Source organism: Streptomyces sp. NPDC034670 (assembly GCF_055574875.1).
Window position 1 is genome coordinate 113,046 of sequence record NZ_JBVITR010000001.1, and the last position, 13,377, is coordinate 126,422.

Genomic DNA, 13,377 nt, shown 5'->3' on the forward strand with positions numbered 1-13,377 from the left:
CGACGGTCACGGTGCCCTGCCGGAGGAACCGCACGCACGCGGTGCCGGGCCGCTCGGAGGACTCACCCGTGATGTCGCACGGGCCCTCCTCCCCTCGCCTGAAGCGGGTGTCGCAGGCTCGGGTCCTGCCGGGGGCACAGAGAGAAAGGGCCGGCTCGGGAGGGGTTTCCTCCCAGGCTGGCCCTTCGTCGTGTCCGGGGTCGTGCCCCGCGCGTGCCCCCGGGTCCGCTCGGCGCCCTCCCCGAGGAAGTTCGAGGCCACTCCCCGCCGCTCCGGACCATGACCCCGGCCCCGTCCGCGATGGCCCGACCCCCGGTCGCTCGTCACGCGCCGGTGGGTCGGCGCGACCCGTGGGTCGCTGTGCCCCATCCGCTAAGCAGCCGCGTGCCGCGTGGCGGCCAGGCGTATCTCCTGTACGGCCCCTGCCGGCTCCAGCAGCATCGTCCCCACCTCGCGTCCCTCGTGGTGGACACGCAGGCGGGGGCCGTCGGTGAGCACGCGCAGTTCTGCCCATGGATACCGCCACAGCAGTGCGGATCGCTCCCACAGCTGCAAGCCGTGGCTGGTCACCAGGAGCTGATATTGCGGTCCTTCATGGACGGCGGGTGGGGTGTGCTCCCTGAACGGAGGCCGGACGGTGTAAGTGCCGAGTACCTTCTCACCCGGTTCCAGGGCCTCGCTCCGAACGCCACGACGACGGCCGATCCGCGCCCCGGCCCAGCCGGCGGGCCCAGCCGTCAGCAAGGCCGAAACCCCCACCACCCACCACGGCAGGGACGCTTCGACGCCAGCGGCGACGACCGCCACCACCGCAAGGAAAGCGGTCCCGGCGGCACCGCCCAGCACCGGCCACCGGAGGTGCCTTCCTCCGCGACTTCCTCCCACGCCATCCCCCAGTTCGTGACAACCGCCTCGGGAACCCGCCGCTCACCCTACTTGCCGAGTCGGTTCGCAGGAGGCGCGCGTGGGCCCACCGGCCGTGGTCCGTCTCGGTTTCCCTCTCGTCCAGACCCGCGCACCGCCGTCCGGACGGGGACCCGAACCGTTCCCGGTTCGCCCCCCGAACAGGCCGGGGAGGCAGCCGTTCCCTTCAGGACTGGAGTCCCCGGAGGCCGACCGTGCGAACCGACTCCGCGCGTCCGGGCCGGGGTTGCCGGGCTCCCCGCCTACAGTCCGAACAGGCCCGGGTCCTTCGCCAGTTCGCGGAAGACGTCCTGCGGGTGCGCGACCAGCTTGCGCTGCTCGAGGTCCAGCAGGCCGCCGACCGCGGTCAGTTCCGCGGCGACCGTGCCGTCCGCCTTGGTGATCTCCTGCTCGATGGTGAACGTCTTGCCGCCGCTCCAGCCGAAGACGCAGCTCACGTCGACCTCGTCGCCGGCGAGGAGTTCCCGCCGGTAGCGGATGGTGGTCTCCAGCGCGACCGGCCCCACCCCCCGCCCGACGAGCCCGGTCTGGGTGATGCCCGCCTCCTGGAGCAGCGACCAGCGCGCGTGCTCGGCGTAGTTGAGGTACACGGCCTGGTTGAGGTGGCCCTGTACGTCGGTCTCGTACCCGCGCACGGTCACCCGGACGGAGAACGGCTCGCTCATCGCACATCCCTCGCATCTGCTCGGTTCGTCGCCCTGCCCACCGATCCTGGCACGCCCGTCACACCCGGCGCGGGGAGGCCAGCAGGTAGCGCGCCCGCGTCCTCGGCTCCGTGTACTCCCCGGCCTGCCAGCCGGCCCGCTCCAGGGTGGCCGCGCAGGCCCGCAGCGCCTCGCCGTCCGGCTCGTACACGGCGACCGCCTCCGGCTGCGGGGTCGCCCGCACCCGGTAGCCGCCCCCGGTGTCCCCCACCGCCGGGGCGTGCCCGGCGGCCTCCAGGGCGAGCGCGGCGGCCTGCACCAGGTGCGAGCGTTCCCAGCCGCAGGGCCGGTCGGTGGCACCGTCGGGGTTGGTCATCCGGCGCAGCTCCAGCATGCCCTCCCAGGCACCGCGCACCTCCCGGAGCCGGGCCGCCCCGGCCCCGGGCAACGGTTCCTCGCCGCCCACCCGCGCGGCGAACACCCCGGTGGAGGCGGGCGCCTCCGGCTCGGCCGGTCCGGGCTCGGCCTCCCGTACCCGATGGCCCGCGGGCGTCAGGAAGTGATCGTGCGGCGGCCTCGGGTGCCGGAAGGCCAGCCCGCGCTCCACCAGCGCCGCGAGCTGCGCCGGTGTGCCCTTCAGCCGTCCGGTGGCGGGATCGGCGGCCTCGATGAGGCGCCGCTGCGCGGCGGTGGGCGGTCGGGTCATCGGCGTCCGGAGGCGTAGGGCAGGAAGGCGGCCCACCGGTGGGGGGAGAAGGTGAGGTGGGGGCCGGGTATGTGCTTGGAGTCCCGTACGTGGACGGTGTCCGCCGTGGTGGCGACCTCGACGCAGGCGGCACCGTCGGGGTTGCTGTGGCTGCTTTTGAACCACTCCAGCTCGGCCAAGGGTGTCAGGCTCATGTCTCTCCCAGTAGTTTGTCGACGTAGGCCAGCGACTCCCGCGGAGTGAGGGCCTGGGCCCGGATGATCCCATAGCGCAGTTCCAGGATCTGGACCTCCCTGCGGTCCGAGATCAATCGGCTGACGAGCTGGATGTCGCTGTGTCCCACTGTGGTGCCCTCCTTCAACCGCAACAGGTGAAAGGGGCCGTCGAGACCGGCGTTGTCCTCGGAGGCCAGCGGCAACACTTGGATCTCGACGTTGCGCATCTGCCCGACCTCCAACAGTCGTTCGAGTTGTCGACGCAAGACCATCTTGCCCCCAACCGGCCGCCGCAGCGCAGCCTCATCGTGCACGAAGCTGAAAGCCGTGCTCGGCTGCGTGCTCCCGATGATCTCCTGGCGGGACAACCGTGCGGCGACCAGCTCGTCCACCTCGTCCTCGGAGAAGGCCGGTCGCCGCGACCCGAACACCGCCCGCAGGTATTCCTCGGTCTGCAGCAACCCGTTGACGACGGAGTTGTCGTAGGCGCAGATCTCCACGGCCTCCGCCTCCAGCTTGGCCAGGTCCCGTACCTTCTTCGGGAACCGGGCCTTCTCCACCTCCTTCTTCAGTCCCGCGATCAGACCGCCCGCCTCCAGCACCCGGTCCGCCGCGTCGAGGAACTGCTCCACCGGCGCCCTGCGCCCCCGCTCCACGGAGGACACCTGCTCCTCGCTGTACCCGATGGCCGTCCCGAGGCCGGCCTGGGTCATGCCCTCCCGCTCCCGGCACGTCTTGATGACCCTGCCGACGGTCCGCAGGACGGCCGCCGACTCCTCGTCCGCGCCGTAGGGCTCCACGCTCATGTCCCCGCACCTCCCTGTGCCTCCCGTGCTCAACCCGCCGTCGGGACGGGACGTCACGCGTCACGGCCCGGACAAGGCCGGACAGCTCCCGCACGGTGACGGTGTGTACTGATTTCGTGACTGTTGGGAGCGGCTCTGATCGGCCACGCTGAGTGACATGAACGTCGACATCGCCGCCGCCACGGAACACACCGGCCCCGTCCGCCACTTCGGCATCCGCCTGTCGGCCACCGCCAGGGGCGCGCGCCTCGCCCGTCACCTGGCGGCCGAGCGACTCGCTTCCTGGGGCTGGCCGTACGACGGCGAGGCCAACCGCACGGCGGCCCTGCTGGTGGGTGAACTCGCCGCGAACGCGGTGGTGCACGGCCGCGTGCGGGGCCGTGACTTCCGGCTCCGCCTGACCCTCCACCCGGAGGACGCCACGCTCCGTATCGAACTCACCGACGCCCGCCCGGACCGCCGACCCCCGACACCCGGCACGCTCACCCCCGCGGCACCGGAGCAGGAGTCGGGCCGGGGTCTGCTCCTCGTGGAAGCACTGGCGACGCACTGGGGCGCCACCTGCGGCGACCCGTACACCAAGACGGTGTGGTGCGAGGTCGTCCTGGGCTGAGGGCGCCTCGGGCCGGAGGTCGGCGATCCGGGGTCGGTGTCCGGCCGGTCGCCCGGTGGCGCCCCCTCACGGGCGGCTGCCGTCCCGCGCCCGCAGGACGCTAACCCATGAACTCCGGCTGCTCGTACGGCGTCCACCAGGTCAGGAGCCCCCAGATGCCGAGGGTCAGGGTGGTCGCGGTGAGGACGGTCGCGAGCCACGGGCGGCGCAGCGCGCGCAGGGTGAGCAGCCACACGGCGAGCGGGACGAGCGCGCCGCCGACGGCGATGAGCGGGAGGTCGACGTAGAGGACGCTCAGGTCGCGGTGCATGCCCTCGAAGCCGCCGTGGACGCTGACCCGTGCCCTCGGTGCCCAGGCGAGCACGGCGGTGATGCCGCCGACCGCCGCCCAGAGGAGGGCCGCGCAGCCCTTGCTGTTGTCCGTCATGATCTTTTGGGACGCCGGTGGGCTGCCGGCCGGTTCCGGACGGCGGGGCCGGGGGGGGGGGGGAACCGCCTACTGCCGGTAGCCGCCCAGGAAGCGGCCGATCCGGCCGATCGCCGCCTCCAGGTCGTCGGCGTGGGGGAGGGTGAGGATGCGGAAGTGGTCGGGGGAGGGCCAGTTGAAGCCGGTGCCCTGGACGACCTGGATCTTCTCCCGCAGCAGCAGGTCCAGGACGAACCTCTCGTCGTCGTGGATCCTGTGCACCTTCGGGTCCAGGCGCGGGAACGCGTACAGCGCGCCCTTCGGTTTCACGCAGCTCACGCCGGGGATCTCGTTCAGCCGCTCCCAGGCCACGTCCCGCTGTTCGCGCAGCCGCCCGCCGGGCGCGGTCAGCTCGCGGATGGACTGCCGTCCGCCGAGCGCGGCCTGGATGGCGTACTGGGCGGGGGCGTTGGCGCACAGGCGCATGGAGGCCAGCATGGTCAGGCCCTCCAGGTAGTCCTTCGCGTGCTGCTTCGGGCCGGTGACCACCAGCCAGCCGGAGCGGAAGCCCGCCACGCGGTACGTCTTGGACAGGCCGCAGAAGGTGAGGACCACCAGGTCCGGGGCGAGGGCGGCGGCCGAGTGGTGCACGGCGTCGTCGTAGAGGATCTGGTCGTAGATCTCGTCGGCGAGGACCATCAGGCCGTGCCGGCGGGCGAGGTCGAGGATGCCCTCGACGACCTCCTTCGGGTAGACCGCGCCGGTGGGGTTGTTGGGGTTGATGATCACCACGGCCCTGGTGCGGTCCGTGATCTTCGCGGCCATGTCGTCCAGGTCCGGGTACCAGTCGGCCCGCTCGTCGCACAGGTAGTGGACCGCCGTGCCGCCGGCGAGGGTCGTGACCGCCGTCCACAGGGGGAAGTCCGGTGCCGGAACGAGGATCTCGTCGCCGTCCTCCAGCAGGGCCTGCACGGCCATCGACACCAGCTCGGAGACGCCGTTGCCGAGGAAGACGTCGTCCACGTCGACCTCCAGGCCCAGGGTCTGGTAGCGCTGGGCCACCGCGCGGCGGGCGGAGAGGACGCCGCGCGAGTCGGTGTAGCCGTGCGCCTGCGGGAGCATCCGGATCATGTCCTGGAGGATCTCCTCCGGCGCCTCGAAGCCGAACAGGGCCGGGTTGCCGGTGTTCAGGCGCAGCACGCTGTGCCCCGCCTCCTCCAGCGCGTTGGCGTGCTCGATGACCGGGCCGCGGATCTCGTAACAGACCTCGCTGAGCTTGCTCGACTGCCGGAACTCCATGCGCCCCTCCGGTTTCTGGTGTTGCTTGGTTTTACCAAGTGGACGCTTGGAAAGTCCAACGACATGTCTAGACTGCCTCGCATGCCACCTCGCCGAAGCTACGACCAGTACTGTTCCGTCGCCCGCGCGCTCGACGCCGTCGGTGACCGCTGGACCCTGCTGATCGTCCGGGAACTCCTCGCCGGCCCGCGGCGCTACACCGACCTGCACGCGGACCTGCCCGGCGTCAGCACCGACGTACTGGCCTCACGGCTGAGGGACATGGAGCGCGACGGCCTCGCCACCCGCCGCCGGCTGCCCCCGCCCGGTGCCGCCTACGTCTACGAACTCACCCCGCGCGGCGCCGCGTTGATGCCCGTCCTCCAGGCCCTCGGCGCGTGGGGCGAGGCCGGGCTGGGGGAGCGGCGGCCCACGGACGCGGTACGGGCCCACTGGTTCGCGCTGCCGCTGCTGCGGGCCCTGGAGGAGGACTCCGGCCTCGTCGAGGTCCACCTGGAGGAGGGGCTGTTCCACCTGCACGCCGGCGCCGGGGCCGGGCCCTCCTACGGCGACGGCCCCGCCCCGGGGGAGCCCGACGCCCGGCTCCGCCTGGACACCGCCACCTGTACGGCGATCAGCCGCGGCGAACTGACCCTGGCCGGCGCGGTCCGCGCGGGACGGGTCGAGGTGGCGGGCGAGGGCGCGCTCGCCAAGGCCCTGCGGGAGGCGTGAGCCGAGAGGCGGAAGGCCCGCACGGGGCGGGCCTTCCGGGGGTGCGTCACGCGGTGGGGGGCGCCCCGGGCGGGCGCCCGGGCCCGCGCGTCAGGCGGTAGCCGGCGACGCCCGCCAGGGCTGCCAGCGCGCCGCCCGCGGCGGTCCAGACCCAGCGGTCGGACCACCAGCCGGAGGCCCAGCCGTCCTCCGGCTCCAGGCCGGCCAGCACGGCCGGGCGGTCGTTCCCGCCGTCCCCGCCGTTCCCCTCGTCCGGCTCGGTCCGGGTCGCGATGCCCGGCACCAACGGCTCCGACAGCGCGCCGTCGACCGCCGCCGCGCCGCCCATGTCCTTCGACTCGACCCGCAGTTCGGCGTGCACCGGCTGGCCCAGGTCGGACGCCGACAGGCGCAGCGCCGTGAGGCGGACGTAGTACGTGCCCGGCAGCGGGTCGTTCGCCCACGGCTCCGACCAGGCGCGGACCGTGCGCAGCACGCACGCCAGCTCCACGGAGGGCGCGTCCGCCCCGGCCGTGCGGGTCTGCGCGCCGTACTGGCAGGCCTGGCGGCGGCGCAGACCGTCGTACACGTCGATCTGCCAGGTCTCGGCGGCGTGGCTCTCCGGCAGTCGCACCGTCGCGCGGACGGTGGGGCGCTGCCCGGCGTCCGCCGGGAACGACCAGTACAGGTAGTCGCCCGTGGAGGCGCGCGCCGTGGCGGTCCGTCCCTGCTCGACCTCCGTCGCGGTGCGGAAGGAGGTGCCCGCGCGGGTGGGTCCACCGCCCTCCCCGGAGGCCCCGGGGGAGGACGACGGGTCGGCCGCGGCGGGGGCCGCGGTCAGCCCGAGCGCCAGGAGTGCGGCACCCAGTACACGTACGGCGCGCATCAGTTGGTCCTCCAGACGGTGACCCGCCAGCGTGACAGCCAGCCCCAGAGAAGACCGGCGGCGAAGCCGGTGAGGATCAGGACGCCGAGCAGCCACCAGCCCCGGCCCAGGCCGAAGGAGGCCACGTCACCCGCCCCGTCCGGGCCGTCCACGACGTCGACGGTCAGCTCCAGCGGCAGACCGGGCGTGGTCTTGACCCCGGAGCCCGCGGAGAAGGAGTGGGTCACCACCAGGCACACCGCCTCGGCCGCCGGCTCGGCGTCGTCGTCCCGTTCGGGCCTGGGGTAGCGCAGTCCGGTGGAGACGACGTCGGTGCGGCCGTTGCCGGCCGCCTCGCCGCGCACGATCTCCCGCTCGTGCACCGTGACGGCCCGCAGCAGCACGCCGTGGCCGGGGTTCATGGCCCGGTCGGCCGCGACGCTCACCGAGGCGCGCAGCTCCTGGCCCGGCAGCAGGTCCACGCGGTACCAGCGCTGCTGCCCGAACTCCTCGCGGTCGGTGTAGAGGCCGGACTCGAGCGTCGGCGCCTTCGCGCACGAGGCGGCGCCCTGGACGGCGACCGGCGTCACCACCGGTTCGGCCGCTCGGTCCACCAACTCGTTCACCCGGTCGGTGAGTTCGTCCTGGTGCTCGACCGAGGCGTACGTCCCGCCGGTCGCCTCGGCGATGCAGCTGAGCTGCCGGCTCAGCTTGGCGTTCGGCACCAGGCCCAGGGTGTCGACGGTCAGGCCGATGCCCTGGGCGGCGATCTCCCGGGCCACCTCGCACGGGTCGAGCGGGGCGCAGGTGTCCTCGCCGTCGCTGATCAGCACGATGCGTTGGGAGCCGTCGCCGCCGTCGAGGTCGTCGGCCGCCTCCAGCAGGGCCGGGCCGATCGGGGTCCAGCCCGTCGGGGTCAGGGTGGCCACCGCCGCCTTGGCCTCGGTGCGGTCCAGCGGGCCGACCGGGTAGAGCTGCGCGGTGTCCTTGCAGCCCTCCTTGCGGTCGTCGCCGGCGTAGTTCGCCCCGAGGGTGCGGATGCCCAGCTCCACCCCCTCGGGCGTGGCGTCCAGCACCTCGTTGAACGCCTGCTTCGCCGCCGCCATCCGGGACTGGCCGTCGATGTCCCGGGCCCGCATCGAACCGCTCACGTCGAGGAGGAGGTTGACCTTGGGCGCGTCCCGGCCCTCGGGTTCGTCGGCCGCCGCGCCGGCCGGGAAGGCGACGAGCCCGGCCGTCAGCGCGGCGAGCAGGACGCAGACGCCTGCCACCGGCCGTTTTCTTGTGATCATCGGCGGATCCTATTGATCGGGTGCGCCGCCCGCCAAAACGGTCCGTCATCCGTGCTCGACTTGAAGCGGATTGGGCAGTTCCGCCCACTGGTCCCCAGTGGCCCCCGGCGACAGCCGCATCAGCGTCAGCGCCTTCGCGGGCAGGGGCCCGTCGAGCAGCGCGGCCAGGTCCGGGGTGCGCGGCAGGTCCCGGACGGCCCGCTCCAGGGCCGCCCGCAGCGCCGGGCCCGACCCCGCCGTCCCCGCCAGCGCGCCCGCCACCAGCGAGCCGAACAGCTTGCGCCGCAGAACGCGTTCGTCGTCCGTGACCAGGCGCGCGGGCAGCTCGGGGAGGGGCACTCCGTGCCGCGCCAGCCGGGACGGGCCCACCCGGATGTCGGCCAGGTCGCGGTAGACCAGCCGCAGCGGCTCCCCGGCGGGCGACAGCACCACCAGGAGGTTCTGGCCGTGCGCCTCCAGCGCCACCCCCAGCTCCAGCAGCCGCAGCCCGGCCGTCAGCGCGAGACGGGCGAATCCGGCCAGCCAGACGTCCGAGCGGGGGAGCCCGGTGGTCGCCAGGGCCGCCACCGGCAGCACCCGCTCCCCGGCCGCCGCGTACGCCCCGGGCGGCTCGCGCAGGACGGCGGCGAGGTCGGGGGACCCGGCGGCCACCGCGCCCAGGGCCCGGGTGACGTGCAGCAGCCCGCCCGTCCGCGCCGCCACCGCCGCCCCGAAGTCCGACAGCACCGCCGACGCGGCGACGGAACCGAGCGAGATGTCCCGCACCGAGGACGTCAGGCGGGCGCTCAGCGCGGTCTTGACGTGCGGGCCGCCGGGCACCGCGAGGGTGCGCAGCGCCATCAGCGGGTGCGCCGCGAGCCCCTCCCCGCCCCGGGGCCCCCCGGGTCCCCTCCGCTTCAGCACGTGCGCCGCCTGCCAGGGGTGCACCGGGACCACCACCCGCCCCCCGTCCCGCAACCGGTCCGGCCAGACCCCGGTCACCAGGCACTCCCCGGCCGGGACCGGCAGCAGCCCCAGCTCCACGAGCGGCCGGTGCTCCGGTGCGTAGGCGAGCTGGTCGGCCACCGAGAAGCCCGGCCGGGAGCGGCAGCCGGGGTGGAACGGATGCCCGTCGACCACCCGCTGCTCCCACTCCCAGTCGTGGCGCGGCCACTCCTCCGGGTGATCCGGCCGCCCGGCCCGCGAGAGCGCCAACGAGGCGGCACTGTGATCGAGTTCGGCCGCGAAGGCCGCCGAGCGCGGTACGGCGAGGCCGGTCATCAGCCGCGCCGGGTCGTCGTGCACCGCCCCGTCGAGCCGTACGGCGGTGACGTACGCGCCGGTCGCGTACGGGTCCGCCCGCGGGCCGTGCAGCCGCCGCCCGTCCGCCAGGTGCAGGACGAGCCCGTCGCGGACCGGTTCGCGGCGGGCGACCCACGGCAGCGGCTCGTGCGCGAGGCCGCGCCACAGCCGGGTCAGCACGGCCGCGCGGGCGCCGGGCAGCGCGCCCGCGTACCGGGGCACGAGAGCGGGCCGCACGACGGCCAGCTCCTCGGCGACCTCGGTCTCGGCGGTGGGGGGACGGTGCACGGGCGGCTCCTCGGGTACGCGCACGGTGGGCCGAAAGGGCGGACGACGGCGGACGGGGGTGACGGACATACTGATCGTCTCCGCCCGGACGGACCGTAGGGAACCAGTGGAACGCGTGGACCTCATGCCCCCGCCCGCAGACGACGACACGGCGAGCCGCGCCGGTCTCGCCGGCCTCGCCGACGCCTACGCGGCCGTGCCGCTGCTGAACTGCCTGCTGCGCGAGGTGGCCCGGCCGGTGCCCGGCCCGGCCGGGACGAACGGGACGGGCGGAGCGGAAGGGGCCGACCGGGCCGACGGGGCGGAGGGCCCGGGCGCGCGGCCGGCGCGGGGGCCCGGCGGGTTCCGGACGTACCGCCTGCCCGGGACGGACCGCCTGCTGCGGGTGCGCGGCACCCGGCGTCCCGCCGCGCCCGAGGTGTACACGGCGGGCGCCTGGCACCGGCTCGGCCACACCGAACTGGTCGAACTCGTCGCCGAGGAACTGCGCCGGCACACCGGCCGCTCCAACCGCGAACTGCCCGCCGAGATGATCGACAGCCGGGACGCGGTGGCCGCGCTGCTCGCCGCGCGGGCCCGGGCCACCCCGCCCGACGACCCCTACCTGCGCTCCGAACAGGCCCTGCTCACCGGCCACACCCACCACCCCGCGCCCAAGACGCGCGGCGGCGGTCCCGCGGCCGGCTGGCTGCCGTACGCGCCCGAGGCGCACGCCCGTTTCCCGCTGACGCTGCTCGGGCTGCGCGAGGACACGGTCGTCGACGAGGGCGACACCGGCGCCCTCGACCGCCTGGGCACGGCCCCGCCCGGCTACCGCCTGCTGCCCGCCCACCCCTGGCAGCTGGAGCTCGCCGCCCGGGACCTCGCCCCCGCGTTCGCCGACGGCCGCCTGGTGCGGCTGGGCGAGACCGCGTTCCCGGTGTGGCCCACGGCCGCCGTCCGCACCCTGTACGCGCCCGAGCGCGACCTGTTCCTGAAGTTCAGCCTGGACGTGCGCATCACCAACGACGTGCGGCGGCTGTGGCGCCACGACCTGCTGAGACTGCGCGCGACCGACACGGCCGCGCGCGCCGCCTTCGCCGCCTTCGACGGCCCGGCGGCCTGGCTGAGCGACCGGGGCCACCGCACCGCGGACTTCGCCCACGAACAACTGGCCGTCGTGGTGCGCGACGGGCTGCGCGTCCACCTGCTGCCCGGCGCGACCGCCTGCCTCGCGGCGGCGCTGGTCGAGGGCTTCGACGGCAACCCGCTCGCCGCCACCGCCGACCCGGCCGGCTGGTGGGAGGCGTACCTGGCCCGGGTGGTGCCGCCGGTCCTGACGGCCTTCGCCGGGCACGGCGTCGTCCTGGAGGCGCACCTGCAGAACACCCTGGTCGCCGTGGACGCCGGCGGCCTCCCCGTCCAGGCGCTGTTCCGGGACGCCGAGGGGGTGAAGCTCCTGCCGGGGGCGGCCGGGGCGACGGGGGGCGCGAGTCCGCCGCCCGCGGTCCCCCGGGAGGCCGGCTGGGAGCGGCTGGTGTACTGCCTGGTCGTCAACCACCTCACCGAGATCGCCGCCGCCCTGGCCGAGCACCACCCCGGCCTCGACCCGTGGCCCGCCGTGCACCGCGAGCTGGCCCGCCACGACCTCCCCGAGGCCGCCGCCCTGCACACCGCGCCCACCCTTCCCGGCAAGACCAACCTGCTGCTGCGCTGGACCGGCGCGGACGGCGCCGACGCCCGCTACCGGCCCCTGCCCAATCCGCTGGCCGGCGGGTGACCGGCGGGCCGGAGGACCCCGGGCCGCCGCCCCCGGCGTCCGCCCCGCGGCGGCTGGACCTCTACGCGCTCGCGACGCACCTGTCCCTGGTGGCCGTCCCGTTGCGCCTGCTCGACGGCGACTTCCCCGACCGGGCCGCCCTGCACGGGATCGCCGAGCACGACCTGCGGGAGGCCCTGGCGCTCCTCCCGTAGCGGGCGCGGCCGGCCCCCGGCGGCCCGACCGCCGGAGGGGGAGGGGGCCGGAGCGCCCTCCGCCGCCCCGGGCGCCGGTGGACGGCGCCCGGGTGGCGGCCACGGTCGCGGTGCGCCCGTGACCCGAGTGGACGAGCGGGAACGGGGAACCTCATGACCTGCCGGGCGGCGCGGCGACGAGCCGGCCCCCGGGCCCACCGGACGAGGACCAGGACGAGGACAGGAACAGGGGGACCCGGATGCGTCTCTACCACAGCCGTCCCACGGACCCCGGGTACCGGCGGCTGCGGCACGGACGCGGCTTCCGGTACCTCGACCCCCGGGGGGAACCGCTGCGCGACCCCGCGGAACTGGCCCGGATCCGGGAGCTCGTCGTCCCGCCGGCCTGGCGCGACGTGTGGATCTGCACCCGTGCCAACGGGCACCTGCAGGCCGTGGGCACCGACGCCGCCGGGCGCCGCCAGTACCTCTACCACCCGCGGTTCCGCGCCCAGCAGGAACAGGCCAAGCACGAGCACGTGCTCGACGTCGCCGAGGCGCTGCCCGCGGTGCGGGAGGCCGTCGAAGGCCACCTGCGCGACCGGGGGCTGACCCGGCAGCGGGTGCTGGCCACGGCCGTGCGCCTGCTCGACCTCGGTTTCTTCCGCATCGGCAGCGACCGCTACACCGAGCTGAACAACAGCTACGGCCTCACCACGCTGCTGCGCGAGCACTCCCGCTGCCGGGCCGGTGCGGTCCTGTTCACCTACACCGGCAAGCACGGCAGGGAGATCGTCCGGACGGTGGCGGACCCCGCCGCCTGCCGCACCCTCACCGCCCTCAGGCGGCGCCGGGACGACGGCGACCGGCTCCTCGCCTACTGGGAGCGGCGCTCCTGGCACGAGGTGAGCGGTGAGGACGTCAACGCGTACCTCAAGGAGCTGGCCGGCCTGGAGGTCACCGCGAAGGACTTCCGCACCTGGCACGCCACCGTCATGGCCGCCGTGGCGCTGGCCGTCTCGCGGTCCGTCGCGAGCAGCGAGACCGCCCGGCGCCGGGCCGTCGCGCGGGCGGTGCGCGAGGTGGCCGGATACCTCGGCAACACCCCCGCGGTCTGCCGCGCCTCCTACATCAACCCGCGGGTGATCGAGCTGTACGAGGAGGGCGAGACGGTCGCCTCCGCGCTGCCCCACCTCGGCGACGAGGGCGCGCACGGCGTCCCCGCCACCCAGGGGCCCGCGGAACGGGCCGTGCTGCGCATGCTCCGCAACGGGCGGTCCGGCTAGGTCCCGCCCCTCCGGGCCGGGGGGGGGGGGGGGGGGGGGGGGGGGGGGGGGGGGGGGGGGGGGGGGGGGGGGGGGGGGGGGGTGGGGTGGGGGGGGGGGGGGAGGGGGGGGGGGGGGGGGGTAGTGCTCG

Annotated in this window: 15 protein-coding genes; 5 read left to right on the forward strand and 10 right to left on the reverse strand. The window is 75.1% G+C overall.

Annotation, left to right across the window (positions count from 1 at the left end; all coding sequences use genetic code 11):
* Window positions 1-372 precede the first annotated feature (372 nt).
* The 5 genes from ACZ56B_RS00515 to ACZ56B_RS00535 all read right to left on the reverse strand — a co-directional run bounded on the left by ACZ56B_RS00515 (window position 373) and on the right by ACZ56B_RS00535 (window position 3,295).
* Window positions 373-570, reverse strand: coding sequence for a hypothetical protein (locus ACZ56B_RS00515; protein WP_468784753.1), 198 nt, complete (start codon window positions 568-570; stop codon window positions 373-375).
* 596 nt (window positions 571-1,166) lie between these two features.
* Window positions 1,167-1,589, reverse strand: a complete 423-nt coding sequence (locus ACZ56B_RS00520; RefSeq protein ID WP_468784754.1) for an acyl-CoA thioesterase — start codon at window positions 1,587-1,589, stop codon at window positions 1,167-1,169.
* A gap of 58 nt (window positions 1,590-1,647) precedes the next feature.
* Complete coding sequence (locus tag ACZ56B_RS00525; protein ID WP_468784755.1) at window positions 1,648-2,274, reverse strand: hypothetical protein; 627 nt, start codon at window positions 2,272-2,274, stop codon at window positions 1,648-1,650.
* Window positions 2,271-2,468, reverse strand: coding sequence for a DUF397 domain-containing protein (locus tag ACZ56B_RS00530; RefSeq protein WP_468784756.1), 198 nt, complete (start codon window positions 2,466-2,468; stop codon window positions 2,271-2,273). Before ACZ56B_RS00530 ends, ACZ56B_RS00525 begins: the two co-directional genes overlap by 4 nt.
* Window positions 2,465-3,295 carry a helix-turn-helix domain-containing protein gene (locus ACZ56B_RS00535; RefSeq protein ID WP_468784757.1) on the reverse strand — a complete coding sequence of 277 codons (831 nt, stop codon included), beginning with the start codon at window positions 3,293-3,295 and terminating at the stop codon, window positions 2,465-2,467. Before ACZ56B_RS00535 ends, ACZ56B_RS00530 begins: the two co-directional genes overlap by 4 nt.
* Before the next feature lie 157 nt (window positions 3,296-3,452).
* Here ACZ56B_RS00535 and ACZ56B_RS00540 point away from each other — a divergent pair, with 157 nt between their 5' ends.
* On the forward strand, window positions 3,453-3,908 hold the full coding sequence (locus ACZ56B_RS00540) for an ATP-binding protein (RefSeq protein ID WP_468784758.1): 456 nt from the start codon (window positions 3,453-3,455) through the stop codon (window positions 3,906-3,908).
* A 100-nt stretch (window positions 3,909-4,008) separates the two neighbouring features.
* Here the strand turns inward: ACZ56B_RS00540 and ACZ56B_RS00545 are convergent, their stop codons facing one another.
* Together ACZ56B_RS00545 and ACZ56B_RS00550 are read right to left on the reverse strand one after the other, a co-directional pair.
* Window positions 4,009-4,335 (reverse strand): hypothetical protein, encoded by a 327-nt coding sequence (locus ACZ56B_RS00545; protein WP_468784759.1) that lies wholly within the window; start codon window positions 4,333-4,335, stop codon window positions 4,009-4,011.
* 69 nt (window positions 4,336-4,404) lie between these two features.
* The gene (locus ACZ56B_RS00550; RefSeq protein ID WP_468784760.1) at window positions 4,405-5,613 is read right to left on the reverse strand and encodes a pyridoxal phosphate-dependent aminotransferase; all 1,209 of its coding nucleotides are present in this window, start codon (window positions 5,611-5,613) and stop codon (window positions 4,405-4,407) included.
* 81 nt (window positions 5,614-5,694) lie between these two features.
* Here ACZ56B_RS00550 and ACZ56B_RS00555 point away from each other — a divergent pair, with 81 nt between their 5' ends.
* A complete protein-coding gene (locus ACZ56B_RS00555) occupies window positions 5,695-6,324 on the forward strand; it encodes a winged helix-turn-helix transcriptional regulator (protein ID WP_468784761.1) in 630 nt (209 codons plus the stop codon).
* A gap of 46 nt (window positions 6,325-6,370) precedes the next feature.
* On the opposite strand, the gene ACZ56B_RS00560 is transcribed toward ACZ56B_RS00555, so the two are convergent.
* Genes ACZ56B_RS00560 through ACZ56B_RS00570 form a run of 3 tightly spaced genes read right to left on the reverse strand, consistent with a single transcriptional unit; the run spans window position 6,371 to window position 10,029 of the window.
* Window positions 6,371-7,189: a hypothetical protein gene (locus ACZ56B_RS00560; RefSeq protein ID WP_468784762.1), complete on the reverse strand. Its 819-nt coding sequence runs from the start codon at window positions 7,187-7,189 to the stop codon at window positions 6,371-6,373.
* On the reverse strand, window positions 7,189-8,460 hold the full coding sequence (locus tag ACZ56B_RS00565) for a VWA domain-containing protein (RefSeq protein ID WP_468784763.1): 1,272 nt from the start codon (window positions 8,458-8,460) through the stop codon (window positions 7,189-7,191). Before ACZ56B_RS00565 ends, ACZ56B_RS00560 begins: the two co-directional genes overlap by 1 nt.
* 45 nt (window positions 8,461-8,505) lie before the next feature.
* The gene (locus tag ACZ56B_RS00570) at window positions 8,506-10,029 is read right to left on the reverse strand and encodes an IucA/IucC family protein (protein WP_468784764.1); all 1,524 of its coding nucleotides are present in this window, start codon (window positions 10,027-10,029) and stop codon (window positions 8,506-8,508) included.
* A 124-nt stretch (window positions 10,030-10,153) separates the two neighbouring features.
* On the opposite strand from ACZ56B_RS00570, the gene ACZ56B_RS00575 reads away from it, so the two are divergent.
* The 3 genes from ACZ56B_RS00575 to ACZ56B_RS00585 all read left to right on the forward strand — a co-directional run bounded on the left by ACZ56B_RS00575 (window position 10,154) and on the right by ACZ56B_RS00585 (window position 13,247).
* Complete coding sequence (locus ACZ56B_RS00575; RefSeq protein WP_468784765.1) at window positions 10,154-11,788, forward strand: IucA/IucC family protein; 1,635 nt, start codon at window positions 10,154-10,156, stop codon at window positions 11,786-11,788.
* Window positions 11,785-11,982: a hypothetical protein gene (locus ACZ56B_RS00580; RefSeq protein WP_468784766.1), complete on the forward strand. Its 198-nt coding sequence runs from the start codon at window positions 11,785-11,787 to the stop codon at window positions 11,980-11,982. The genes ACZ56B_RS00575 and ACZ56B_RS00580 overlap by 4 nt, the downstream gene beginning before the upstream one ends.
* A gap of 239 nt (window positions 11,983-12,221) precedes the next feature.
* A complete protein-coding gene (locus ACZ56B_RS00585; RefSeq protein ID WP_468784767.1) occupies window positions 12,222-13,247 on the forward strand; it encodes a DNA topoisomerase IB in 1,026 nt (341 codons plus the stop codon).
* Window positions 13,248-13,377: the final 130 nt, after the last annotated feature.